At 42.9% G+C, this 22,253-nt stretch carries 22 protein-coding genes and 1 tRNA gene; 20 read left to right on the forward strand and 3 right to left on the reverse strand.

Annotation, left to right across the window (positions count from 1 at the left end; all coding sequences use genetic code 11):
• The first annotated feature begins 1 nt into the window (after position 1).
• The 8 genes from I2F76_RS01560 to I2F76_RS01595 all read left to right on the forward strand — a co-directional run bounded on the left by I2F76_RS01560 (position 2) and on the right by I2F76_RS01595 (position 4,050).
• A complete protein-coding gene (locus tag I2F76_RS01560; protein ID WP_195487094.1) occupies positions 2 to 223 on the forward strand; it encodes a hypothetical protein in 222 nt (73 codons plus the stop codon).
• Positions 223 to 912 (forward strand): hypothetical protein, encoded by a 690-nt coding sequence (locus I2F76_RS01565; protein WP_195487095.1) that lies wholly within the window; start codon positions 223 to 225, stop codon positions 910 to 912. The genes I2F76_RS01560 and I2F76_RS01565 overlap by 1 nt, the downstream gene beginning before the upstream one ends.
• 19 nt (positions 913 to 931) lie before the next feature.
• Complete coding sequence (locus I2F76_RS01570; protein ID WP_070659795.1) at positions 932 to 1,213, forward strand: DUF7365 family protein; 282 nt, start codon at positions 932 to 934, stop codon at positions 1,211 to 1,213.
• 15 nt (positions 1,214 to 1,228) lie between these two features.
• A complete protein-coding gene (locus I2F76_RS01575; RefSeq protein WP_031575453.1) occupies positions 1,229 to 1,492 on the forward strand; it encodes a phage holin in 264 nt (87 codons plus the stop codon).
• Positions 1,493 to 1,636: 144 nt separating this feature from the next.
• Positions 1,637 to 2,308: a CHAP domain-containing protein gene (locus I2F76_RS01580; protein ID WP_229289633.1), complete on the forward strand. Its 672-nt coding sequence runs from the start codon at positions 1,637 to 1,639 to the stop codon at positions 2,306 to 2,308.
• 15 nt (positions 2,309 to 2,323) lie between these two features.
• Positions 2,324 to 2,791 carry a hypothetical protein gene (locus I2F76_RS01585; RefSeq protein ID WP_195487096.1) on the forward strand — a complete coding sequence of 156 codons (468 nt, stop codon included), beginning with the start codon at positions 2,324 to 2,326 and terminating at the stop codon, positions 2,789 to 2,791.
• Between the two features lie 12 nt (positions 2,792 to 2,803).
• Positions 2,804 to 3,154, forward strand: coding sequence for a hypothetical protein (locus I2F76_RS01590; RefSeq protein WP_049496546.1), 351 nt, complete (start codon positions 2,804 to 2,806; stop codon positions 3,152 to 3,154).
• Between the two features lie 11 nt (positions 3,155 to 3,165).
• Positions 3,166 to 4,050: a hypothetical protein gene (locus I2F76_RS01595; protein ID WP_195487097.1), complete on the forward strand. Its 885-nt coding sequence runs from the start codon at positions 3,166 to 3,168 to the stop codon at positions 4,048 to 4,050.
• Between the two features lie 161 nt (positions 4,051 to 4,211).
• Here I2F76_RS01595 and I2F76_RS01600 read toward each other — a convergent pair whose 3' ends face one another.
• Positions 4,212 to 4,403 carry a hypothetical protein gene (locus I2F76_RS01600; protein ID WP_049472254.1) on the reverse strand — a complete coding sequence of 64 codons (192 nt, stop codon included), beginning with the start codon at positions 4,401 to 4,403 and terminating at the stop codon, positions 4,212 to 4,214.
• A 593-nt stretch (positions 4,404 to 4,996) separates the two neighbouring features.
• Here I2F76_RS01600 and I2F76_RS01605 point away from each other — a divergent pair.
• The 5 genes from I2F76_RS01605 to lepB all read left to right on the forward strand — a co-directional run bounded on the left by I2F76_RS01605 (position 4,997) and on the right by lepB (position 11,668).
• Positions 4,997 to 5,084: transfer RNA gene (locus I2F76_RS01605), tRNA-Ser, on the forward strand.
• An 83-nt stretch (positions 5,085 to 5,167) separates the two neighbouring features.
• The gene (locus I2F76_RS01610) at positions 5,168 to 8,269 is read left to right on the forward strand and encodes a DNA polymerase III subunit alpha (RefSeq protein ID WP_195423014.1); all 3,102 of its coding nucleotides are present in this window, start codon (positions 5,168 to 5,170) and stop codon (positions 8,267 to 8,269) included.
• Between the two features lie 84 nt (positions 8,270 to 8,353).
• Positions 8,354 to 9,367, forward strand: coding sequence for a 6-phosphofructokinase (gene pfkA, locus I2F76_RS01615; RefSeq protein WP_070673889.1), 1,014 nt, complete (start codon positions 8,354 to 8,356; stop codon positions 9,365 to 9,367).
• Between the two features lie 69 nt (positions 9,368 to 9,436).
• Positions 9,437 to 10,942: a pyruvate kinase gene (gene pyk / locus I2F76_RS01620; protein WP_049482315.1), complete on the forward strand. Its 1,506-nt coding sequence runs from the start codon at positions 9,437 to 9,439 to the stop codon at positions 10,940 to 10,942.
• 165 nt (positions 10,943 to 11,107) lie between these two features.
• Entirely contained in the window at positions 11,108 to 11,668 is a 561-nt protein-coding gene (gene lepB, locus I2F76_RS01625) for a signal peptidase I (protein ID WP_070673890.1), read from the forward strand.
• Between the two features lie 87 nt (positions 11,669 to 11,755).
• Here the strand turns inward: lepB and I2F76_RS01630 are convergent, their stop codons facing one another.
• Positions 11,756 to 12,949 (reverse strand): cation diffusion facilitator family transporter, encoded by a 1,194-nt coding sequence (locus I2F76_RS01630; RefSeq protein ID WP_031576616.1) that lies wholly within the window; start codon positions 12,947 to 12,949, stop codon positions 11,756 to 11,758.
• Positions 12,950 to 13,147: 198 nt separating this feature from the next.
• Between I2F76_RS01630 and pcrA the strand changes: the two genes are divergently transcribed.
• From pcrA to I2F76_RS01650, 4 genes are all read left to right on the forward strand, one after another.
• Positions 13,148 to 15,433 carry a DNA helicase PcrA gene (gene pcrA, locus I2F76_RS01635; protein ID WP_195487098.1) on the forward strand — a complete coding sequence of 762 codons (2,286 nt, stop codon included), beginning with the start codon at positions 13,148 to 13,150 and terminating at the stop codon, positions 15,431 to 15,433.
• Between the two features lie 328 nt (positions 15,434 to 15,761).
• Complete coding sequence (locus I2F76_RS01640) at positions 15,762 to 17,033, forward strand: DUF2130 domain-containing protein (RefSeq protein WP_195214048.1); 1,272 nt, start codon at positions 15,762 to 15,764, stop codon at positions 17,031 to 17,033.
• A 9-nt stretch (positions 17,034 to 17,042) separates the two neighbouring features.
• Positions 17,043 to 17,486: a GNAT family N-acetyltransferase gene (locus I2F76_RS01645; RefSeq protein ID WP_195214047.1), complete on the forward strand. Its 444-nt coding sequence runs from the start codon at positions 17,043 to 17,045 to the stop codon at positions 17,484 to 17,486.
• A gap of 31 nt (positions 17,487 to 17,517) precedes the next feature.
• Complete coding sequence (locus I2F76_RS01650; protein WP_195214046.1) at positions 17,518 to 18,318, forward strand: alpha/beta fold hydrolase; 801 nt, start codon at positions 17,518 to 17,520, stop codon at positions 18,316 to 18,318.
• A gap of 35 nt (positions 18,319 to 18,353) precedes the next feature.
• On the opposite strand, the gene I2F76_RS01655 is transcribed toward I2F76_RS01650, so the two are convergent.
• Positions 18,354 to 19,670: an FAD-containing oxidoreductase gene (locus I2F76_RS01655; protein WP_195487099.1), complete on the reverse strand. Its 1,317-nt coding sequence runs from the start codon at positions 19,668 to 19,670 to the stop codon at positions 18,354 to 18,356.
• Positions 19,671 to 19,849: 179 nt separating this feature from the next.
• Here I2F76_RS01655 and truB point away from each other — a divergent pair, with 179 nt between their 5' ends.
• The 3 genes from truB (at position 19,850) to I2F76_RS01670 (ending at position 22,245) form a co-directional block, all read left to right on the forward strand.
• Positions 19,850 to 20,746 carry a tRNA pseudouridine(55) synthase TruB gene (gene truB, locus I2F76_RS01660; RefSeq protein ID WP_045759281.1) on the forward strand — a complete coding sequence of 299 codons (897 nt, stop codon included), beginning with the start codon at positions 19,850 to 19,852 and terminating at the stop codon, positions 20,744 to 20,746.
• A 4-nt stretch (positions 20,747 to 20,750) separates the two neighbouring features.
• Positions 20,751 to 21,671 (forward strand): bifunctional riboflavin kinase/FAD synthetase, encoded by a 921-nt coding sequence (locus I2F76_RS01665; protein ID WP_155125108.1) that lies wholly within the window; start codon positions 20,751 to 20,753, stop codon positions 21,669 to 21,671.
• Between the two features lie 172 nt (positions 21,672 to 21,843).
• Complete coding sequence (locus I2F76_RS01670) at positions 21,844 to 22,245, forward strand: Spx/MgsR family RNA polymerase-binding regulatory protein (RefSeq protein ID WP_009732658.1); 402 nt, start codon at positions 21,844 to 21,846, stop codon at positions 22,243 to 22,245.
• Positions 22,246 to 22,253 lie beyond the last annotated feature (8 nt).

Here is a 22,253-nt window from a genome sequence, read left to right on the forward strand (position 1 = left end):
AATGAACGAAAATAATTATGTAGCAATCATCGCAGAACTAGCAAATCAACTAGCTAGTAAGTCAATCACCGAGGCAGAATTCAAGGTTCGTCTTGCTGAATCACAGCAACTTGTAGCGCAACTTGCTAAGGAAGTTGAAAGCTATCGCTCTGTCCTAGAGTCTGATAAAGACTTGAAGGACCTGTTTGAAGAAATTAAAACTAAAAACGAGGTAACTAAATAATGGATTACAAAGTACAATTTAAATCATACGATGCAGTAGCTAACACCACCAAGGTAGCAATCAAGCAAGACTTTCCTTATCGAGTATTTGAGGAAATCTTACCAACAAACCGCATGACTGAAGATGATGCGACACTGGTTGAAGCAGTATTAAACATCGTCCGCATGGAACTTGATACATCTGGTGCAGTCGTGGCAATCAAGAAAGAGCTAGACAAATCTGTCGAAGCTAATAATGATGCTATCGCTAAGATCCAAGCTCTTACCAAGGACAACGAAGAAAAAGCGAACCAAATCCAGAAGATCAAAGAAGTGGCAGAATGGAATGTATTGGCCCGTGTGACCGATGTTGAAAATCCACTTGATCCAACTGTATTTAAGCGTGGTCTTGAATTGGTGGATCTTGGAGAAACTGGTAAGACTTACCAACCACAAGAGATCTTTACGGTTGAAGATCCAAGCCACACAGAAGCTTTCGGAGAAGGTAAGCGTGTCATGATCCAAGTAAATGAGCCATTTACTTACCAAGGTGAGACCTTGGATCAATTGAACAGCCTTTACCAAAATGGCAAAATCGGCATCTGGAAGTGGACCAAACCAAAAGAAGAGAAGGAAGAGAAGCCAGGACAACCTTCTGGTGACCTTGAAACTCAACCATTGGCGACAGCTACACCACAACCAGTACTTTAATTAGAGAGGGGCGTGATCTATGATCCACTTTACACCAGAAGATATCTCGATGATGGTCGGATTTATCGGGATCTTACTTGGAATTTACGGTAATTTTAAAGGAAGTGTCGTGGCACAAGAGAAACGCATGGTCGTTATCGAGAAAGACATTGAAAACATGCGTGATTTCCGTTTGACAGCAGTGAGACGACTCGACAACCACGATGAACAGAATAAGTCTCTATTGATCCTCGCAGAACAGGTCAAAGCCTTGAGCGAGGATATGAAAGAACTTAAAGCATTAATTCAAAATAAAAAATAATTAAGAGGTAATATTATGAATAAAATTAACTGGTCTGTACGTATCAAAAATAAAAACTTTTGGCTTGCAATCGTTCCAGCGCTTGCATTGCTTTTTCAAGCATTCGCAGATATCTTTGGTATCAAATTGGAATTCGGACAAACCATTGATAAAATCTTGGTATTCGTTAATGTGTTGTTCGCCTTCTTCGTTTTGGTCGGAGTAGTCAACGATCCAACTACTGCTGGATTGAGCGATTCAGAGCGTGCTTTAGGTTATGAAGAGCCTAGCGAAGATTAATATGTTTTTACTGGCTACTATCTATTTTTGGATAGTAGCCTTTGATTTTAGAAAGGAGCAGTAATGGCTACTTTAAATGATATTTTAGGATATGCAGAAGGGTTAGCAGATGCTGGAACGGGTGTATCTATGAGCCAGTGGGGTATGCAGTGTGCTGCACTACCTAATGCAATCTCTACGTACTTTTTTGGAAAAACCCTTTGGGGCAATGCTATTGATCTACTCAATTCGGCCCGTGATTTAGGCTACGAGGTAGAATATAACCAGGAGGGGAATCTGGACAGTAAACCAAGATCCGGGGCTGTATTCGTTATGGATACAACATACATCTATGGCCACAGCTATGGGCATACTGGTATTGTGATTGAAGATTCAGATGGATATACCATGCGCACCATTGAGCAAAATATTGACGGTAATGAAGATGCTCTGTATGTTGGTGGCCCTGCACGATATAACACCCGTGATTTCACGGGCATTGTAGGCTGGTTCTACTTCCCTGTAGATGACCAACCAGCGCAAGTGAGTGCTATCGAGCCGTCAGAACCTCTTACAGTCGATTCTAGCGAATTTAACGAGGAAACTGGTACATTCACAGTCGAAGTCTCTGCGCTTAATGTACGTTCTTCTGCAGGGCTTTTAGGTGATATCGTAGCAGTCTATACCGCTGGTCAAGAGATTAACTATGATGGCTGGTTAGACAATGACGGTTATATCTGGATCACGTACATCGGAGGATCTGGAAATCGCAGATATGTGGCAGTAGGTCAATCGCAGAATGGTAAGCGTATCACAGACTTCGGCTCATTCGCTTAAAACAAGGAGGATTTAATGACATTATTAAATTCGACAAATCTGAGACAATTCGAAGGAGGGGCAGTCGTCAAGCAAGGCGACTCTGCCTCTCTGTTTGGTTATGAGCTACTGGATGAAAACATGCGCCCGATCAGCGAGCTGAATGGCAAGAATGCCACGATCAGGATCTTTAACCAAAAAGGAAAGGCCACATTTGAAAGTAAAGTGGATAAATCCAGAGTCACTTTAAAAATCGAAAAAGCCCTTCCGATCGGATCCTATCTGGTTGAAGTCGTTTGCGGTGGCTATATTTTCCCCAGCGATCGCTCAACACGTTTAGACGTCACCCGTTCAGCAGACGAATTTACAAGCGAGGAAGTATTATCGCTTGTAAAAAATGATGTTAAAACTGAAATTGACAAGTATATCGCTGAACATCCAAACGGATCACAAACGGAAGAGTTGCCAGACCTAACAGTACTATACAATCTTGCAAAAATTTAGAGAGGAAAAATTATGACTTTAAATACTGAAAAATTAACATCATTTGCTCAAGCTGTCGGTAGCGACATCAAGGAAATTAAAACCACACTTGCAAGCAAAGCCGACAAGTCAGAACTTGGACAAGCTGGAATCACACAACAACAACTAGACACGGCTATCGCTGGTGTCAAGACTGCCATTTTAGGCGATGGAGTACCAGAAGAATTAGATACTCTCAAAGAGATCGCTGACCGTATCGCAAATGGTGCAGGATCAGCAGACCAAGCTATTGTGTCTAAAATGACAGAGCTTGGCCAAAAATTCACTGACCTTGAAAATACTGACTTCGTACAAATCTATACAACGGCTAAAAATACCCTCTAAGGAGGTGCTGAATGGATAAATTAAAGAAAGCTATAGAATCCATTGGTCGTGATATTGGGGCGCTTCAAGCCAACCAAGGCGGAGCGTTACAGACTACCAAAGCTTACGAGTTATTTCCGACTTATGCGACATTACAAGCACAGATGACCACCAACATCAAAGAGAAGCACGTAGACCTTGGACTTGATGCCCTGATAGATGATAAACTTAAAAATGGCGGTGATCCATTTGTCACACGCTCAAAATTGCCAACGATTGACACAAGCCAGCTTGCGACTAAGAATGACTTGGAAGAACTCAAGCGTAAGGTCGGAACGGGTGGAAGTGGTACAGGCACGGAATTGAAAGGCCAAGGCTTTCCGTACAATCTGAATGCTGACATCGGTACAATTTATACCGATACGACAGCAAAGAACGGAGCGGTTAAATGGATCAAGAAAACCGCTGGAACTGGATCTAACGCTTGGTCTGTCTTGTTTGGTGATGTCAAACACAAGCCAAGAATTTCATCGAGCCAAAACAATGCATATGTTGAGTTTAGACGTATAAACTCCACGGTAGAGATTGGCTTCGGTGGTTTATCGTGGGGTTGGTTTGGAATCGTGAGACGAGGTGCGCCCAGCTACGTTCCACAAGGGTCAGACCGTGAGCGTAACGTGGTGATCTTAAACGTCGGCGGTATACCCGTCGGTTTTCGTGCGACCAGCTCAAAACTGGGTATTATGACAAATGACAAGGGGAAGCGCCTTGGCACTTTTTATTTAGGCGGGCCGGGTGACGGCAACCAGCTACGCTTACAATTCGATGATCCCGTACCTACTGATAGAGATATCGGAGATTTACGATTTACTAATATGTCGTATACCACAGATGACCCGTGGCCAGAAACTCTATGATAAGACACACACCCCCTCAATTCGAGGGGGCTTTTTTATTGTGCTTATAATGGCAATTATTAAAATTGTCCGTTGTAACCTCAATCGAATGACTATGTTTTTTTGATTCTCTGCTATAAGCAATGGGTCTTTACATCAAAAAAGTGATGATTAAATAACCATCACTTTTTGTTTTTTAACTGATTGGCGTATTCTGCCATTTTAATTGCGTGTTTCAAACGCATATTCATAATATCAGAAATACCATTCTTATATTTGTCTACAGCTTGGGTGGATAATCCACAATTTTTACTAATAGAATAGGCTGTGGCATTTTCTAGCAGCCATTTAATAGCATTGATATCAACTAACATATTTACCTCACAAAAAACCAAATGATCACTACGATCAACAGAAGCCCTAAAATAAACTCAAGTTTTTCTCTAGCTGTGGTTTTTTTAACATTAAATTTTACTTTCATCACGATACCTGTTATAATTAAAGCAAGCCCCACCAAGGGGCGGATAGTGATTGCTCACTATCCGAATTCGATGTGCCACTCAATGCTTATGATGAACAAGTTGATTTTGACTACTAGCTTATTCGTTTTAGCTTTGATTGGCTTTTTTCTTCGCCTTAACATTTATTTTTCCTTTCTTTAGTTTCCTTGTCTAAGGTTTCCTCCTTAACCTTATGTATATATTATACAACTAAAGTTACATAAAGTCAAGAGGTTTTATCAACTTTTTTAAAAAAAAATAAAAGATTTTTTCCTATTAAATAACTTCCTTTTGCGCCCAAGAGAAAAAAATAAAACTTGAACTTTCTCGAAAGCTATGCTAAACTAGCAATGTGAGCAATGAAGTTGTGAAGTTTTAGAAGCAGTCCTTAAAACAGACCCAAAAAGCTAAAAACAGCGAATTGATTGACTTTCAGAAACTCCCACCGGCTCCATATTTTTATTCATGGAAGATTACTCAAGAGGCTTAAGAGGCCGTGTTGGAAACGCGGTAGGCGTGTAAAAGCGTGCGTGGGTTCGAATCCCATGTCTTCCGTTGTTGAGACATCATTGTGTAGCAGTGGTGTTTTTTTGTACAAAAAAGAGTCCCAAAAATAGACCAGTGAGGGAGGAGAAAAAGTGATTGCACAGCTAGATACCAAATCAGTCTATACCTTTATGGAAAGCCTTGTGACCATAAAAGACTATGTTCACGTGGCTAAAAGCATGGGGTATGGCGCATTGGGAATCATGGATATAGATAATTTGTATGGTGCCTATGAATTTATCGAAGCCTGTCAGGCCCACAAGCTCAGCCCCTTGGTCGGTTTAGAAATTGGACTAGAGGTAGACAATGAAACAATTCCGTTTCGGATGATCGCTCTGTCAACGAAGGGCTACCAGAATCTGATGAAGATGTCGACTGTCAAAATGATGGGGAAGGGCAATTGGGAGGATGTGAAGCACCTAACAGAAGGAGTAGCAGTCATTGTCCCAGCGCCTTTTGTTAGTGGAGACTTGCCGCTTGGTCTAGATTACTTCATCGGAGTTTTTGCGGATACGCCGGTCCAAGAGTTTAGCCACCCTGTGCTCCCTCTTCATACTGTGCGTTTCTTTGAGGTGGAAGATGTGGAAGCCATGCAGATGCTGGCAGCCATCAAGGACAATCAAAGCTTGACAGAAACAGGGCCAATTGATCCTACAACAGTTCTAAAAACTCCTCAGGATTTAAAGAATGATTTTGCAGAGCGATTTCCGCAAGCCATCACAAATCTTGAAAAACTTGTCCAAGGGATTCAATACGACATTGATACTCAGTTGAAATTGCCTCGCTTCAATCCTCAGAAACCAGCTGTTGCGGAATTGAGAGAATTAGCCCAAGCCGGTCTTCTTCGAAAGAACTTGACTAGTCCGGTCTATCAAGAACGTTTGGAGCATGAATTAGACATTATTCACCAAATGGGCTTTGATGATTATTTCTTGATTGTATGGGATCTTCTTCGTTTCGGACGGAGTCAAGGCTATTATATGGGAATGGGACGTGGGTCTGCTGTCGGCTCACTGGTAGCTTATGCCCTGGAGATTACAGGGATTGATCCAGTGGAGAAGAACCTCCTCTTTGAACGCTTTTTAAATGTGGAGCGCTATACCATGCCGGATATTGATATTGATATTCCTGATATCTATCGTCCAGAATTTATCCGTTATGTGAGAGACCGTTATGGGAGTTACCATGCGGCTCAGATCGTGACCTTTTCAACCTTTGGGGCCAAACAAGCCATTCGAGATGTTTTTAAACGTTTTGGGGTACCAGAGTACGAATTAACCTCCATTACCAAGCGTATTGGCTTTAGGGATACACTGACAACTGCGTATGAACAGAATCTAGCTTTTCGACAAGTGATTCATAGTCGAGCAGAATTTGAACGTGGCTTTGAAATTGCCAAAAGAATTGAGGGCCAACCTAGACAGACCTCGATCCATGCGGCGGGTGTTGTGATGAGTGACCAGGATTTGACGGATCACATTCCTCTCAAGTATGGAGAAGACATGTTTGTCACCCAGTACGATGCTCATGCGGTTGAAGCCAATGGTCTATTGAAGATGGACTTTTTGGGTCTGCGAAACTTAACCTTTGTTCAAAAAATGAAGGAAGCCGTCTATGAAAAGTACCAAGAAGAGATCGTGATTGAAGCCATTGATTTAGAAGATCCAGAAACCTTAGCCTTATTTGCTGCTGGGGATACCAAGGGGATTTTCCAATTTGAACAAGCAGGAGCTATCCGCCTTTTGAGACGTGTGAGACCCAATCATTTCGAAGAAGTGGTAGCGACCACCTCTCTCAATCGTCCAGGCGCTAGTGATTACATTGATAATTTTGTCAAAAGAAAGCACGGCCAGGAAAAAGTTGATATTCTGGATCCAGCTATTGAAGAAATCTTACGGCCCACTTATGGGATCATGCTTTACCAAGAGCAGGTCATGCAGGTTGCCCAGCGTTTTGCAGGCTTTAGCCTAGGGAAAGCCGATATCTTACGTCGGGCCATGGGCAAAAAAAATGCAACTGAAATGCACAAGATGGAAGACGATTTTGTCACGGGTGCTCTTAAACTTGGTCATACGGAAGAAAAAGCCAAAGAGGTCTTTGCGATTATGGAAAAATTCGCAGGCTATGGTTTTAACCGTTCCCATGCCTATGCCTATTCTGCCTTGGCCTTTCAGATGGCCTATTTCAAGGTCCATTATCCAGATGTTTTCTTTGATGTCATGCTCAATTATTCGAGCAGTGATTATCTGACAGATGCTCTCCAGTTTGATTTTAAAGTCGCGCCATTATCCATCAATACCATCCCTTACAGAGATAAGTTTCAGGATCGAAAAATTTACTTGGGAATGAAAAATATCAAGGGACTTCCGAGAGATTTAGCGTATTGGATCATTGACAATCGTCCCTTTGAAAGTGTCGAAGATTTTATTTTACGCCTTCCTAATCAGTATCATAAATTACCTCTATTGACGCCTTTAGTAGAACTAGGGTTGTTTGATAACTTTGAGAAGAATAGACGCAAGGTGCTTCACAATTTGCCGAATTTATTTGTCTTTGCAGATGAGTTAGGTAGTTTATTTGCAGATTCTAACTATTCCTGGACAGAAGCGGAAGACTTTAGCCAGGCTGAAAAATATGAGAAGGAAGAGGCCATTATTGGCGTCGGTCTCAGTACCCACCCATTGGTTGCGATTGGGCAAACGAGTCCCTATGAGATCCAACCAATTTCTCAACTCATACAAGGAGAGCAGGCGCGAATTCTCATAGAGGTGCAAGCCATCCGGACCATTCGAACCAAGTCGGGTGATCTCATGGCTTTCTTACAAGTCAGTGATACCAAGAAAAAATTGGATGTGACCCTTTTCCCTGAAACCTACAATCGATTTTCCTCCTTGATAAAAGAAGGTGGCTTTTATTACTTGACAGGGAAGATACAAGAGCGTGATGGGCGCTTGCAGATGATTCTAGCAGAGGCACAACTGGCAACCAATGAAAAGTTCTGGATCCAGTTGCTCGATCATCGTCAGGATAAAACGATTCTTTCTATCTTGAAAAAATATCCGGGCCCATATCCTGTGATATTACGCTATGAAGACGAGAAAAAAACTCTTCAATTGAGGGGCTATACAGTCCAGAAAAACAAAGAATTGGAAGATGAACTAAAGAATCTCGTTATGAAAACGATTTATCGGTAAAAACTGCGAAAAATACGAGAATTTTAGTCTTCTTTGTGTTATAATTACGTAGAATGTAAAAGAAAAAAAGGAGCAAACAACGAAATGAAACGTATTGCTGTTTTAACTAGTGGTGGAGATGCCCCTGGAATGAACGCTGCCATCCGTGCAGTTGTTCGTCAAGCAATTTCAGAAGGAATGGAAGTTTTCGGTATCTATGATGGATATGCGGGAATGGTTGCTGGTAAAATTCAGCCCCTTGACGCCTCATCTGTTGGAGATATTATTTCCCGTGGTGGTACCTTCCTTCATTCAGCTCGTTACCCTGAATTCGCACAACGCGAAGGTCAATTAAAAGGGATCGAGCAATTGAAGAAACACGGGATCGAAGGTGTTGTCGTTATTGGCGGAGATGGTTCTTACCATGGTGCGATGCGCTTGACTGAGCTTGGATTCCCAGCTGTTGGTCTTCCTGGTACGATCGACAACGATATCGTCGGAACTGACTTTACAATTGGTTTTGATACGGCAGTCACAACTGCAATGGACGCGATCGATAAGATCCGTGATACTTCATCTAGTCACCACCGTACTTTCGTAATTGAAGTTATGGGACGTAATGCTGGAGATATCGCTCTTTGGGCAGGGATTGCATCTGGTGCAGATGAAATCATCATCCCTGAAGAAGGATTCAAGATCGAAGAAGTTGTTGAGAGCATCAAAGAAGGTTACGCAAAAGGTCGTACCCACAACATCATTATCTTGGCTGAAGGCGTGATGTCTGCAGATGAATTTGGTCAAGCTTTGAAAGATGCTGGAGATACAAGTGACCTTCGTGTGACTGAGCTTGGGCATATCCAACGTGGTGGTTCACCAACTGCGCGTGACCGTGTTCTTGCTTCACGTATGGGAGCACACGCTGTTAAATTGTTGAAACAAGGAATCGGTGGTGTAGCAGTTGGTATCCGTAATGAAAAAATGGTTGAAAACCCAATCCTTGGTAAAGCAGAAGAAGGAGCCCTCTTTAGCTTGACAGAAGATGGTAAGATTGTGGTAAACAATCCACATAAAGCTGATCTTGGTCTTGCCGAGTTGAACCGTAGCTTGTCTTCAATCTAATTTTATTTCATAAATTCGTTAACCTTGTCTTAAAAAGACAGATATATTTAAAAAGGAGTCATATATATCATGAACAAACGTGTAAAAATCGTTGCAACTTTGGGTCCTGCGGTAGAAATCCGTGGTGGTAAAAAATTTGGTGAAGATGGATACTGGGCTGAAAAACTGGACGTTGAAGCTTCAGCACAAAACATTGCTAAATTGATCGAAGCTGGCGCTAACACTTTCCGTTTCAACTTCTCACACGGTGACCACCAAGAACAAGGTGAACGTATGGCGACTGTTAAACGTGCAGAAGAAATCGCTGGTAAAAAAGTTGGTTTCCTTCTTGATACTAAAGGTCCAGAAATCCGTACTGAATTGTTCGAAGGCGAAGCTAAAGAGTACTCATACAAAACTGGTGAACGTATTCGCGTTGCTACAAAACAAGGCATCAAATCAACTCGTGACGTTATCGCATTGAACGTTGCTGGTGCGCTTGACATCTTTGATGACGTTGAAGTTGGACACCAAGTATTGGTTGATGATGGTAAATTGGGTCTTCGCGTTGTAGAAAAAGATGCTGCAAAACGTGAATTTGTTGTTGAAGTTGAAAACGACGGTATCATTGCTAAACAAAAAGGTGTGAACATCCCTAACACTAAGATTCCTTTCCCAGCACTTGCTGAACGCGATAACGACGATATCCGCTTCGGTTTGGAACAAGGTATCAACTTCATCGCGATCTCATTCGTACGTACTGCAAAAGACGTAAATGAAGTTCGTGCAATTTGTGAAGAAACTGGTAACGGTCACGTTCAATTGTTTGCGAAGATCGAAAACCAACAAGGTATCGATAATTTAGATGAAATCATTGAAGCTGCAGACGGTATTATGATTGCTCGTGGTGACATGGGTATCGAAGTACCATTTGAAATGGTTCCAGTTTACCAAAAAATGATTATCACTAAAGTGAATGCTGCTGGTAAAGTTGTTATCACTGCAACAAACATGCTTGAAACAATGACTGAAAAACCACGTGCAACTCGTTCTGAAGTATCTGACGTTTTCAACGCTGTTATCGATGGTACTGATGCTACAATGCTTTCAGGTGAATCTGCAAACGGTAAATACCCACTTGAGTCAGTTACAACAATGGCTACAATTGACAAGAACGCTCAAACACTTTTGAAAGAATACGGACGTTTGAACTCAGATTCATTTGAACGTAACTCTAAGACAGAAGTTATGGCTTCAGCTGTTAAAGATGCTACAAACTCAATGGACATCAAATTGGTTGTAACTCTTACTAAGACTGGTCACACAGCACGTTTGATTTCTAAATACCGTCCAAATGCTGATATTTTGGCATTGACATTTGACGAATTGACAGAACGTGGATTGATGTTGAACTGGGGTGTTATCCCAATGTTGACAGAAGCTCCATCATCAACCGATGACATGTTTGAAATTGCTGAACGTAAAGCAGTTGAAGCTGGTCTTGTACAATCTGGTGATGATATTGTTATCGTTGCAGGTGTGCCACTTGGTGAAGCTGTTCGTACAAACACAATGCGTATCCGTACAGTACGTTAATAGACAATTATATCTGAAAGCCTTGTTGGTTGATCTGAAAGGATTGACCGCGAGGTTTTTCTTTTTCTTCTGGTTTGTGTTGATAAGAATTCTCACTAATGCTTACTTTCTCTTTTTTAAAGATCAAAAAAATGGTATAATAAACAAAAAGGAAGGGAGACATACATGCCAAGGAGAGATTTAATTAGAAATGTCATCATTGTCGGTGTTCTGGTTTTAGCACTGATTTTGCTTCGTATCTTTGTATTTCATCCATTTAGTATCAATGATAAGATGGCCAATGCTTCTGTGAAAAATGGAGATCTTGTGGTAGCGACTAGAAATGCTCAGGTAGATCGCAGTGATTTGGTCTTATACAAGGTCGGTGGAAAAGAATACCTTGGACGTGTTATTGCCAAAGAAAACGATGAAGTCAGCTACGTAGATGACGTCCTCTATTTGAATGGACAGGCAACACCAGAACCTTACCTGAATAAAATGCTGAACAAACATCTAGCTGCTCCAACGAGTAATGGGTATTATACTGATGATTTCTTTTTATCAGAGTTAAAAGGGACCAAGGCTGGTCGTGTACCATCCGATACCTTTCTAGTCTTAAATGATAACCGTGGGGATACAGAAGATAGTCGTGAGTTTGGTTATATCCATAAAAATCAGATCGAAGGAGTCGTGAATCTACGTCTCTACCCTCTCAATAAATTTGGATTTATAAAAGTTGAAGAATAGCCGAAAGGCTATTTTTTCTTACAAAAAAACTACTGCAAAAAAGAATTGCAGTAGCTTTTTATTCTGGTTAGATTGAGGTAGAGGGTTCTATTTTTTCTGTTTACTGGTAATTTGGTGAAAGACCTTTTGCCAGTGTTCATGACGCCGCCAGAGACTGGTATGGATCTGGTCATTTAACTCATAGCGAATCAATTTGGTCTTTTGACTGATAGATTCAATTTCGAAATTCTTAAAGGGAATTTGATGTTCTTCCTGCAAACGGACCAGGTCCTCTTTGTGGCTTTCTTGGCCATACTCATTGATGAGGGTGAAGTTGTCTGCTAGGAGGGTTTGGTATTCCTGCTGAGCCTGCAAGCGTTCCTCATAGGTCTTTAATTTGAGAAGGACATTGTCCAGAATCTCATCTTCAGGGATAGAACTTGGCTCCACATGGACATCGATATCAAAGACGCCAAACTGTTCCTTGAGAAGGCGCTCGACCTCTTCGGTAATAGCATGGCTCTCATAAACAGAGAGGTCTGGATTCATTTCGATGACGACATCTAGGTAAATGTTGCTTCCGTAAGTCCGTCCCCGTTGGGATTTGACCCGGCTGACCTTTGGCAATTCCAGAATAGCCGCCTTGTATTTATCCAGGAGACTTTCATCAAAACCATCGGAGAGGCTGAAGGAGGATTCAATGAAAATGTCGTAGGCAGTTTTTAGGATAAAGAAGGTAATAACGATGGCCACTAATTGGTCCACAATCGGATAGTTAAGAGCACTAGCTCCAATCGCAACAGAGGTTCCTAAAGAAGTGACCACGTCAGACAGGTTGTCTTTGGCAGCTGCCTTGAGGGCCTTGGATTGAGCTTTCTTAGCTAAAGTCCGGTTATAAAGATAGACCGCAAACATGACAAGGGCTGATCCAACTCCGACAATGGCCCCTAAAGGATCAATGACAGTGGTTTCCCTACTGAGGATTTTCTGAACGGTATCTCGTAGGACATCGAAGCCCACATAAAACATGATGATGGAAGTTACCAGGCTAGCTAGATCTTCAATCTTCCAATGACCAAATCGGTGGTCGCGGTCAGCTGGCTGGCGGGCCATGCGAATGCCGATGAGAAGGGCGACGTTACTGATAATATCGGATAAGTTATTAAAACCATCCGCGACCAAACTGGAGGAGTGAAGGAGATGTCCTGTTGCTAATTTAGCTGCGGAAAGAATCAGGTAGGCGACAATACTGATCAGGGCTCCACGTTCGGCTAGTTTTAAATTACTTTGTGATTGATTCACTGATAACTCCTCCAGACTTCTGTAGATTTCCTCCTAAGCGAAAAACTTGGATCGTTGTTGATGAGGAAATATTCGTTCTTCTTAAGCCTTTATTATAGCCTTTTTGAGTACAAAATTCAAATGATGCCAACTGTTTCCAAAAGGAGAAAGGGCGAAAATGTGGTATAATAGAACGATTGAATGAATGAGGAGTATGAGATGAATCCTTTATTGAATGGTATGAATGATCGCCAAGCAGAGGCGGTCCAAACGACAGAAGGTCCCCTCTTGATCATGGCGGGGGCTGGTTCTGGTAAGACACGTGTCTTGACCCACCGCATCGCTTACTTGATCGATGAAAAAATGGTCAATCCTTGGAATATTTTGGCCATTACCTTTACCAATAAAGCCGCTCGGGAAATGAAGGAGCGGGCTTATCAGTTGAATCCAGCCACCCAAGATTGCTTGATTGCCACCTTCCACTCTATGTGTGTGCGCATCCTCCGTCGTGATGCGGATCACATTGGCTACAACCGCAACTTCACCATTGTCGACCCGGTTGAGCAACGGACCTTGATGAAGCGGATTTTGAAGTCCTTGAACTTGGATCCTAAAAAATGGAATGAACGGACCATCTTGGGGACTATTTCCAATGCCAAAAATGACCTGATCGATGAAGTGGCCTACGTCGCCCAAGCGGGGGATATGTATACCCAGATCATCGCCAAGTGTTATGAGGCTTACCAAAAGGAACTCCGTCAGTCAGAAGCAGTGGACTTTGATGATTTGATCATGCTGACACTGCGTCTTTTTGATCAGCATCCAGATGTGCTGACCTATTACCAGCAGAAGTTTCAATACATCCACGTAGACGAGTATCAAGATACAAACCATGCCCAATACCAATTGGTCAAACTCTTGGCTTCACGTTTTAAAAATATCTGTGTCGTTGGGGATGCGGACCAGTCTATTTATGGCTGGCGGGGAGCAGATATGCAGAATATCCTGGACTTTGAGAAGGATTATCCTGATGCCAAGGTCGTCCTCCTAGAAGAGAATTACCGCTCGACTAAAACCATCCTGCAAGCAGCCAATGATGTCATTAAAAACAATAAAAATCGTCGTCCTAAGAATCTTTGGACCCAAAATGCTGACGGGGAAGAGATTGTCTACTACCGGGCTAATGACGAGCAGGATGAAGCGGTCTTTGTTGCTAAAACGATTGAAGAGCTCAGTCGCGAAGCTGGCTACAAACACCGTGATTTTGCCGTTCTCTACCGGACCAATGCTCAGTCCCGGACCATTGAAGAAGCGCTGCTCAAGTCTAACATTCCCTACACCATGGTAGGGGGCACCAAGTTCTACAGCCGGAAGGAAATTCGGGATATCATTGCTTATCTAAACTTGATTGCCAACCTTAGTGACAATATCAGTTTTGAGCGCATTATCAATGAACCCAAGCGGGGAATCGGGCCAGGTACAGTGGATAAGATTCGTGACTTTGCTCAAATGCAAGAGTCCTCACTTCTAGATGCTTCGGCTAATATCATGCTCTCAGGCATCAAAGGAAAGGCTGCCCAAGCCATCTGGGACTTTGCCAATCTCATTCTTGATTTGAGAGAAAGATTGGACCAGCTGACCATTACAGAATTGGTCGAAGAAGTCCTTGACAAGACAGGCTATATGACAGCCCTAACCAATCAGGGAAATTTGGAAAGTCAGGCCCGCATCGAGAATATCCAAGAGTTCCTATCTGTTACCAAGAATTTTGATGAAAACGGAGAGACCGTCGAAGACGAATCAGGTGTGGAGACCCTGAGTCGCTTCTTGAACGATTTGGCTTTGATTGCCGATACAGATGATGGAGCTCAAGAGACCTCAGAAGTCACCTTGATGACCCTTCACGCGGCTAAAGGATTGGAGTTTCCAGTCGTCTTCTTGATTGGGATGGAAGAAAATGTCTTTCCTCTTAGTCGTGCAGCAGAGGATCCAGACGAGTTGGAAGAAGAGCGTCGCCTAGCTTATGTAGGGATCACGCGGGCAGAGAAGGTTCTCTTCTTGACCAATGCCAACTCACGTTTGCTCTTTGGACGGACCAGCTACAACCGGCCAACGCGTTTCATCAATGAAATTAGCTCGGATTTATTGACTTACCAAGGATTAGCCCGTCCAGTCAACACCAGCTTTAAGGCTTCTTATAGCAATGGTGCCGGAACGACCTTTGGAAAAGGCATGAGCCTGTCACAAGCCCTTCAAGAGCGCAAGAGACAAGCATCCCCAAGTGCTCTCACGTCATCAAGCCTACCTTTTGGTAATAGTAACCGTTCTAGCGCTAAAGAAAGCGTCGCTTGGTCCATTGGTGATATTGCCATTCACAAGAAGTGGGGCGAAGGGACTGTCCTAGAAGTCTCTGGTAGTGGCAGTACCCAAGAACTCAAGATCAACTTCCCAGAAGTGGGGCTAAAGAAACTCTTAGCCAGTGTCGCGCCAATTGAGAAGAAATAAACTGAAACCAGTAAGCTTAGCTTGCTGGTTTTGTCCTTTTATCAACTTCCCTTAGGTGAGGACGGACGGTAGCGACTCCCTTTGGGATTCCATACCTTAGATTTGAGCCTTCCGTCTCAAATCTACCGAGCAGGAGAAACAAATCTGTTTCTCCTGCTTTTCTCACGGCGGGAAGTTTTAATGGTCATTGTTCTTCTTTCTCAAATTCTCTCATTTACTCTATTCACTGTCATAAACTAGGGAAATAGTAGGAGCAAGCCTCGTTTGCTGGTTTTGATTTTACTGGTGGCATGATATAATATACTAAGAATAGAGAAAGAGGCATACTATGAACGAAATCAAGTGCCCCAACTGTGGGGAAGTCTTTACAGTCAATGAAAGTCAATACAGCGAACTCTTGTCACAGGTACGGACAGCAGAGTTTGACAAAGAAATTCATGAGCGAATTCGGCAGGAGTTGGCTTTAGCAGAGCAAAAGGCCCTTAATGAACAGCAAGAGAAGTTAGCAAAGAAGGACCAAGAAATTGCCCAGTTACAGAACCAGATTCAACAGTTTGATACCGAAAAAGAATTGGCCAAAAAAGAGGTGGAGCAAACGGCTAGCCAAAGCCTACTAGAGAAAGAAAAAGAAGTGCAAGCGCTGGAAAATCAGTTGGCCACCTTGCGCTTGGAGCATGAGAATCAGCTCCAAAAGACTTTATCTGCACTGGAAAAAGAGCGAGACGAGGTTAAGAATCAGCTAGCCTTGCAAGAAAAGGAAGCAGCACTCGCCCAGACTTCTCTCAAAGAGCGCTATGAGGTAGAGCTGCGGCAGAAAGACGAGACCATAGAGTTCTACAAGGATTTCAAAGCTAAGCAGTCTACTAAGATGATTGGCGAGAGTTTGGAACAGCACTGCGAGTATGAGTTTAACAAGAATCGTATGGCTATGTTTCCACGAGCTGAGTTTGGCAAGGACAATGATGCCAGAACCGGCAGCAAGGGTGACTACATTTACCGTGAGGTGGATGAAAATGGTGTAGAAATCCTCTCTATCATGTTTGAGATGAAAAATGAAGGCGATGAGACAGCGACCAAGAAGAAAAACGAGCATTTCTTCAAAGAGCTGGATAAGGACCGGCGTGAGAAAGGCTGCGAGTATGCTATTCTGGTGACACTTCTTGAGGCTGACAGCGAGCTCTACAATTCGGGTATTGTCGATGTGTCCTACGCCTATGAGAAGATGTATGTTATCCGGCCTCAGTTCTTCTTGCCCATGATTACCCTCTTGCGCAATGCTGCGCTTAACTCGCTCCAGTACAAGCAGGAATTAGCGCTTGTTCGTGAACAAAATATCGACATCACCCACTTTGAAGAAGACTTGGATGCCTTTAAAGTAGCTTTTGCCAAGAACTATCAGTCTGCTTCGACAAACTTTGGCAAGGCCATCGAAGAGATTGACAAGGCCATCCGTCGGATGGAAGAAATCAAGAAGTTCCTGACGACCTCTGAAAACCAGCTGCGCTTAGCAAATAACAAACTGGACGACGTCTCTGTCAAAAAACTGACACGGAAAAATCCAACCATGAAGGCTAAGTTTGATGCTCTGAAAGGAGAATAGGAGGATCCTATGCAGATACGAAAAGCAACCATGAAAGATGCTGAAGCCCTACTGTCTCTATACGAAGACTTGGGCTATCCAACGACCGCTTCTAAGCTGTCTCAACGTTTAGAAATGATTCTTTCTCAACCACATTATGGCTGTCTTCTAGCTGAAAGAAACGGAGAAATTTTAGGTTTCTTAGGTTATGCAAAGCTCTTCTTTTTTGAAGCAGATGGATCTTACTATCGTATTTTGGCTTTGTCAGTTGCAAAAGAAACAAGACGACAAGGAATTGCTAGTAGGCTAATCGATGAATTGAAAAAACAAGCGGTAAAAGAAGGAGCTGAGGCACTGGCTTTAAATAGTGGATTAACCGCTGAACGAAATGCTGCACATCAGTTTTATCAGGCGGTTGGATTTGAAAAAGTGACTGCAGGCTTTGCCTTGCATTTAAAAACTCAACCTAAATAAATCATGGAAAAATAGTAGAGGGAACGAAGTAATGTCTTCAACAAAAGGGAAAACCTTATATTTTAACAATAAGAGCATGGATTATGTGACCTTTGGTAAAGGAAAGAAGTCTCTTGTTATTATACCAGGCTTGGGGGATGGGCTTCAGACCGTTAAAGGAAAGGCCCAGCTCTTTTCCCTCTCTTATCGTCTACTTGCTAAGCACTATAAAATCTATGTTTTTTCTCGAATCAATGAGCTGAGACAGGGCTATACGACACGGGATATGGCAGCAGATGTAGCAGAAGCAATGGAGACACTAAACCTAGATACCGCCTATATCATAGGGATTTCACAAGGTGGAATGATTGCCCAATGGTTGGTGGCGGATTTCCCTGAAAAGGTTCAAAAGCTCATTCTAGCTGTGACAACAGCGAAGCCTAGTCAACTTGCTAGAGAGCGAATTGAGCATTGGCAAAAGCTTAGTCAATCTGGAAATTTTAAGCATCTCATGCTGGATATTGCAAAGCATTCCTATACGCAAAAGAGCTATCAAAAGTGGCGGTTGCTTTATAATATCATGGGTCGCTTGGGACGAATGAAAGATGAGAAACGAATTGCCATTCAGTCTCAGTCTTGCCTGGAACATAATAGCCTTGTGGTCTTAAAAGAAATTCAATGTCCGACTTTGGTTCTTGGTGCTCTTGAAGATGATGTGATCGGTGTGGACGGATCTAAGGAACTGGCAAAAGCGATTTCGGGTTGTCAGCTCCTTATTCTAAAGCATTCTGGGCATGCTCTGTATGAAGAAAATAAAGCATTTCAAGAGGCTGTCTGTGGATTCGTAAACTAAAAAAAGCTGGAATATTTTCCAGCTTTTTATGTTAGTTAAATCGCAAAGAGATCGTTTAGGTTTTCTGCCATGGTTGGGTGGGTAAAGATTTGTTTTGCGATGTAAGTATAAGGGATCTTGTTGTCCATAGCCATGGTGATCAGGTTGATAAGTTCGCCTGCAGCTTCTCCAAAGAGAGTTGCTCCAAGGATTTCTTTGGTTTCTGGGTTGACCACGGCTTTGAAGGCACCTCGAAGATCTGCATTAACATGTCCACGAGGCATGGCAGCAACTGGCAATTCTTTAACAGCGACTGGGAGCCCTTTGTCGCGTGCTTCTTGCTCGGTCAAGCCGACTTGGGCAAGTGGAGGAGCAATGAAGAGTGTTGTTGCATAATTGTTACGAGTTTCTAGATTGTAGCTACCATCGCCTGTAAGGTAGTTGAAGACGATGCGGAAGTCATCGAGTGACATGTAGGTGAATTGAGGGCCACCATTGACATCTCCAACTGCAAAGACGCCATGGACGCTAGTTTCCAAATGGCTGTTAACTTGAATCGCTCCACGATCAGTGACTTGGATGTCTGTGTTTTCAAGACCAAGTCCAACTGTGTTTGGTTTACGTCCTGTTGCGTAGAGAAGGATATCAAACTCGAAGTCTCCCTTATCTGTGACAACCGTTAAGCTGTTTTGGTCATCTTTGATTTCTTGGGTATGAACGCCTTGCAAGAATTGAATACCGTCTTCTTCAAGGTAGCCTTTTGCAAGAGCTGCGATGCTTGGCTCGATCCGTGGCAAGAACGTGTCCGCAGCATCCAATACTGTTACTTGGCTACCTAAGGTATTGTAGAGGTGGGCGAATTCCAATCCGATAGGTCCACCACCAAGGACGCCCAGGCGTTTAGGTAGGTTTTCCAAACGTTGAATACCGGTTGAATCTACAGCAAATTTACTTTCAGCTAATCTTGGGATTGGAAGGATAGTTGGCACCGCACCAGTATTAATAATAATGGTTTCAGCTGTCAATTCTTCCTTTTCATCCCCAGCTTGAATTTCGATGACCTTGTTGGAGACGAAACGAGCCGTCGCATCGATAATGTCTACACCAGTTCCAGCAATGGTTGCGTAGTTTTTGCCGTTGAGACGAGTCGTCACCGCATTTTTTTCGCTCATGGCTTGCTCAAAATCCAAGCCTTTTTCTGCTGCAACAATCAAGGTCTTGGTTGGAATACAAGCGATATTGATACAAGTACCACCGTACATCGACTTGCTCTTTTCAATCAGAGCAACTTTTTTTCCTTGGCTTGATAATTTCGCTGCAAGTGTTTTACCAGCTTTACCAAATCCAATCACAATAACATCATACATTAACATATGTTACACCTTCTTTCGCTTTCTATTGTATCAAACCCATTTTAAAAAGTCTGAAATCTGCTACGGTTTTTTTGGAAGCTCATGGGAAGTGGGAAAGAGGGACAAGAAGTCTTGTTTCATGGTATAATAAAGGGTCGGTGGCCCGGATGGTCACACAAGAGTTAGAAAGAGCAAATCAGATGGACGGAATTATCAATGTAAAAAAAGAAGCAGGCATGACCTCACATGATGTGGTCTTTAAACTGCGAAAAATCTTAGGAACTAAGAAGATCGGCCATGGGGGAACGCTGGATCCAGATGTGGTGGGAGTGCTTCCGATTGCAGTTGGAAAGGCGACCCGGATGGTCGAATTCATGCAAGATGAAGGCAAGGTCTATGAGGGAGAAATCACTTTGGGCTTTTCTACCACGACGGAGGATGCCAGCGGGGAAGTCGTAGAGCGGACCCCAGTGGAAGCATCTTTAGATGCAGAAGAGGTGGACCGCATGATTGCTCAAATGGTGGGAGAAATGGAGCAGGTACCGCCTATGTATTCAGCGGTCAAGGTCAATGGACGTAAGCTCTATGAATATGCGCGGGCAGGAGAAGAAGTGGAACGCCCTGTCCGACAGGTAACCATTTATGAATTCACACGCACCAGTGAGATTAGCTATGAAGAAAGTCTAGCCCGTTTTCGTTTCCGGGTTAAATGCAGTAAGGGCACCTATATCCGGACCTTGTCGGTGGATTTGGGTCAAAAACTGGGCTACGCAGCCCATATGTCTCATCTGACACGGACCAGTGCTGCCGGTTTGTCACTGGAAGATGCCCTGACCTTAGAAGAGGTGGCTGAAAAAGTAGGGCAAGGAGATTTGAGCTTCCTTCACCCACTTGAAATTGGCACCGGGGATCTGGAAAAAGTAGAGCTGACAGTAGAAGAGGTTGGCGAAGTCCAAGTGGGACGCTTTATTCCAGTTGAGAGCGAAGCCAGAGAGTTAGCTGCGTTTTACCAAGGGAAATTGGTAGCCATTATGGAAAAAAGGGAAGAACTTTACAAACCTCGCAAGGTTTTTCTGACAGAAAATGTGTTACAATAAATTCATGAATATTCGTACGATAACTACTGCTAACCAGATCCATTTGGAGAATGAGACAGTTTTGGTTCTGGGCTACTTTGATGGCCTGCATCTGGGGCATCAAGAACTCTTTAAAAAGGCGCGTCAGATAGCGGATGAAAAAGGCTTGAAGGTCGCTTTGTTAACCTTCCCTGAATCTCCTAAGTTAGCCTTTGTTCGCTACCAACCAGAATTACTACTTCATTTGCAGAGTCCTGAGGATCGGTTCCAAAAATTAAACGAACTAGGAGTGGATGAGCTCTTCCTCATTGATTTTACGACCGATTTTGCTTCTAAAACAGCCAAAGAATTTGTTGATCAATTTGTCAAAGCATTGAGGGCCCGAGTTTTAATTGCTGGATTTGATTATAGTTTTGGCTCTGATAAGAAAACGGCCTCTGACTTATCTGCTTATTTTGATGGTCAAGTGGAAGTCATTTCTCCTGTATTGGATCAGGGGGAAAAGGTTAGTTCGACCCGAATTCGTCAAGCTGTCCTAGAAGGACGCGTCAAAGAAGCTGCCCGTCTACTTGGTCACCCTTTATCCAGTCGGGGAATCGTCGTGCACGGGGATGCGCGTGGCCGCACCATTGGCTATCCTACCGCCAATCTAGCACCGATTGATCGGACCTATCTCCCATCAGATGGGGTTTATGTAGTCGATGTCGATTTTAAAGGGCAGACCTACCGTGGGATGGCTTCTGTCGGGAAAAATGTCACCTTTGATGGGAAAGAGCTTCGTTTCGAAGTCAATCTCTTTGATTTTACAGGAGACATCTATGGTCATACCCTGACCATTCATTGGTTAGATAAGATTCGAGAAATGGTCAAATTCGATGGGATCGATCAACTAGTGGCGCAACTAGAAGAAGATGAAGCAGTTTCACGAAACTGGAACGAGGATTAGGAACTTTCCTAATCCTTTTTTGTGTGCCTCTTCTTGAGAATAATGAAAGGGATTTCTTTTTTCCACTGAAATCCAGAAAAATCGTCGAGAAATCAAAAAAGCGCTTTTCAAGCACCTATTTTTTTTGTATAATAGAGTCAGATAGTTATATATAAAAAAAGAAGTGAACCACATGATTACATTATTTTTATCACCGAGTTGTACATCATGTCGAAAAGCTCGGGCTTGGTTAAAAAAGCACGATGTTCCATTTAAAGAACACAATATTATGACAAGTCCTTTGAGCAAACAGGAGTTGACAAGTATATTGGCCTTGACCGAAAACGGAACAGACGACATTATTTCAACTCGTTCAAAAATTTTTCAAAAATTGGATGTTGATGTTGAAGATTTATCCATCTCAGCCTTGATCCATCTGATTGAGGAAAATCCTAGTCTCTTGCGGAGACCGATTATTTTAGATAACAAACGTATGCAGATTGGCTTTAACGAAGATGAAATTCGGGCCTTCTTGCCACGGAGTTATCGCAAACAAGAGTTACGCTCTGCCACTCTAAGAGCAGAAATAAACTAAGAAGTATG

Origin of the sequence: Streptococcus parasanguinis, from assembly GCF_015557775.1 — a bacterium.
Classification (GTDB): domain Bacteria; phylum Bacillota; class Bacilli; order Lactobacillales; family Streptococcaceae; genus Streptococcus; species Streptococcus parasanguinis_AA.

What these genes read in the sequence shown, in the direction of transcription:
- I2F76_RS01560 (WP_195487094.1), top strand. Translation starts at nt 2, where the DNA reads ATGAACGAAAATAATTATGTAGCAATCATCGCAGAACTAGCAAATCAA.
- I2F76_RS01565 (WP_195487095.1), top strand. Translation starts at nt 223, where the DNA reads ATGGATTACAAAGTACAATTTAAATCATACGATGCAGTAGCTAACACC.
- I2F76_RS01570 (WP_070659795.1), top strand. Translation starts at nt 932, where the DNA reads ATGATCCACTTTACACCAGAAGATATCTCGATGATGGTCGGATTTATC.
- I2F76_RS01575 (WP_031575453.1), top strand. Translation starts at nt 1,229, where the DNA reads ATGAATAAAATTAACTGGTCTGTACGTATCAAAAATAAAAACTTTTGG.
- I2F76_RS01580 (WP_229289633.1), top strand. Translation starts at nt 1,637, where the DNA reads ATGCAGTGTGCTGCACTACCTAATGCAATCTCTACGTACTTTTTTGGA.
- I2F76_RS01585 (WP_195487096.1), top strand. Translation starts at nt 2,324, where the DNA reads ATGACATTATTAAATTCGACAAATCTGAGACAATTCGAAGGAGGGGCA.
- I2F76_RS01590 (WP_049496546.1), top strand. Translation starts at nt 2,804, where the DNA reads ATGACTTTAAATACTGAAAAATTAACATCATTTGCTCAAGCTGTCGGT.
- I2F76_RS01595 (WP_195487097.1), top strand. Translation starts at nt 3,166, where the DNA reads ATGGATAAATTAAAGAAAGCTATAGAATCCATTGGTCGTGATATTGGG.
- I2F76_RS01600 (WP_049472254.1), bottom strand. Translation starts at nt 4,403, where the DNA reads ATGTTAGTTGATATCAATGCTATTAAATGGCTGCTAGAAAATGCCACA.
- pfkA (WP_070673889.1), top strand. Translation starts at nt 8,354, where the DNA reads ATGAAACGTATTGCTGTTTTAACTAGTGGTGGAGATGCCCCTGGAATG.
- pyk (WP_049482315.1), top strand. Translation starts at nt 9,437, where the DNA reads ATGAACAAACGTGTAAAAATCGTTGCAACTTTGGGTCCTGCGGTAGAA.
- lepB (WP_070673890.1), top strand. Translation starts at nt 11,108, where the DNA reads ATGCCAAGGAGAGATTTAATTAGAAATGTCATCATTGTCGGTGTTCTG.
- pcrA (WP_195487098.1), top strand. Translation starts at nt 13,148, where the DNA reads ATGAATCCTTTATTGAATGGTATGAATGATCGCCAAGCAGAGGCGGTC.
- I2F76_RS01640 (WP_195214048.1), top strand. Translation starts at nt 15,762, where the DNA reads ATGAACGAAATCAAGTGCCCCAACTGTGGGGAAGTCTTTACAGTCAAT.
- I2F76_RS01645 (WP_195214047.1), top strand. Translation starts at nt 17,043, where the DNA reads ATGCAGATACGAAAAGCAACCATGAAAGATGCTGAAGCCCTACTGTCT.
- I2F76_RS01650 (WP_195214046.1), top strand. Translation starts at nt 17,518, where the DNA reads ATGTCTTCAACAAAAGGGAAAACCTTATATTTTAACAATAAGAGCATG.
- I2F76_RS01655 (WP_195487099.1), bottom strand. Translation starts at nt 19,670, where the DNA reads ATGTTAATGTATGATGTTATTGTGATTGGATTTGGTAAAGCTGGTAAA.
- truB (WP_045759281.1), top strand. Translation starts at nt 19,850, where the DNA reads ATGGACGGAATTATCAATGTAAAAAAAGAAGCAGGCATGACCTCACAT.
- I2F76_RS01665 (WP_155125108.1), top strand. Translation starts at nt 20,751, where the DNA reads ATGAATATTCGTACGATAACTACTGCTAACCAGATCCATTTGGAGAAT.
- I2F76_RS01670 (WP_009732658.1), top strand. Translation starts at nt 21,844, where the DNA reads ATGATTACATTATTTTTATCACCGAGTTGTACATCATGTCGAAAAGCT.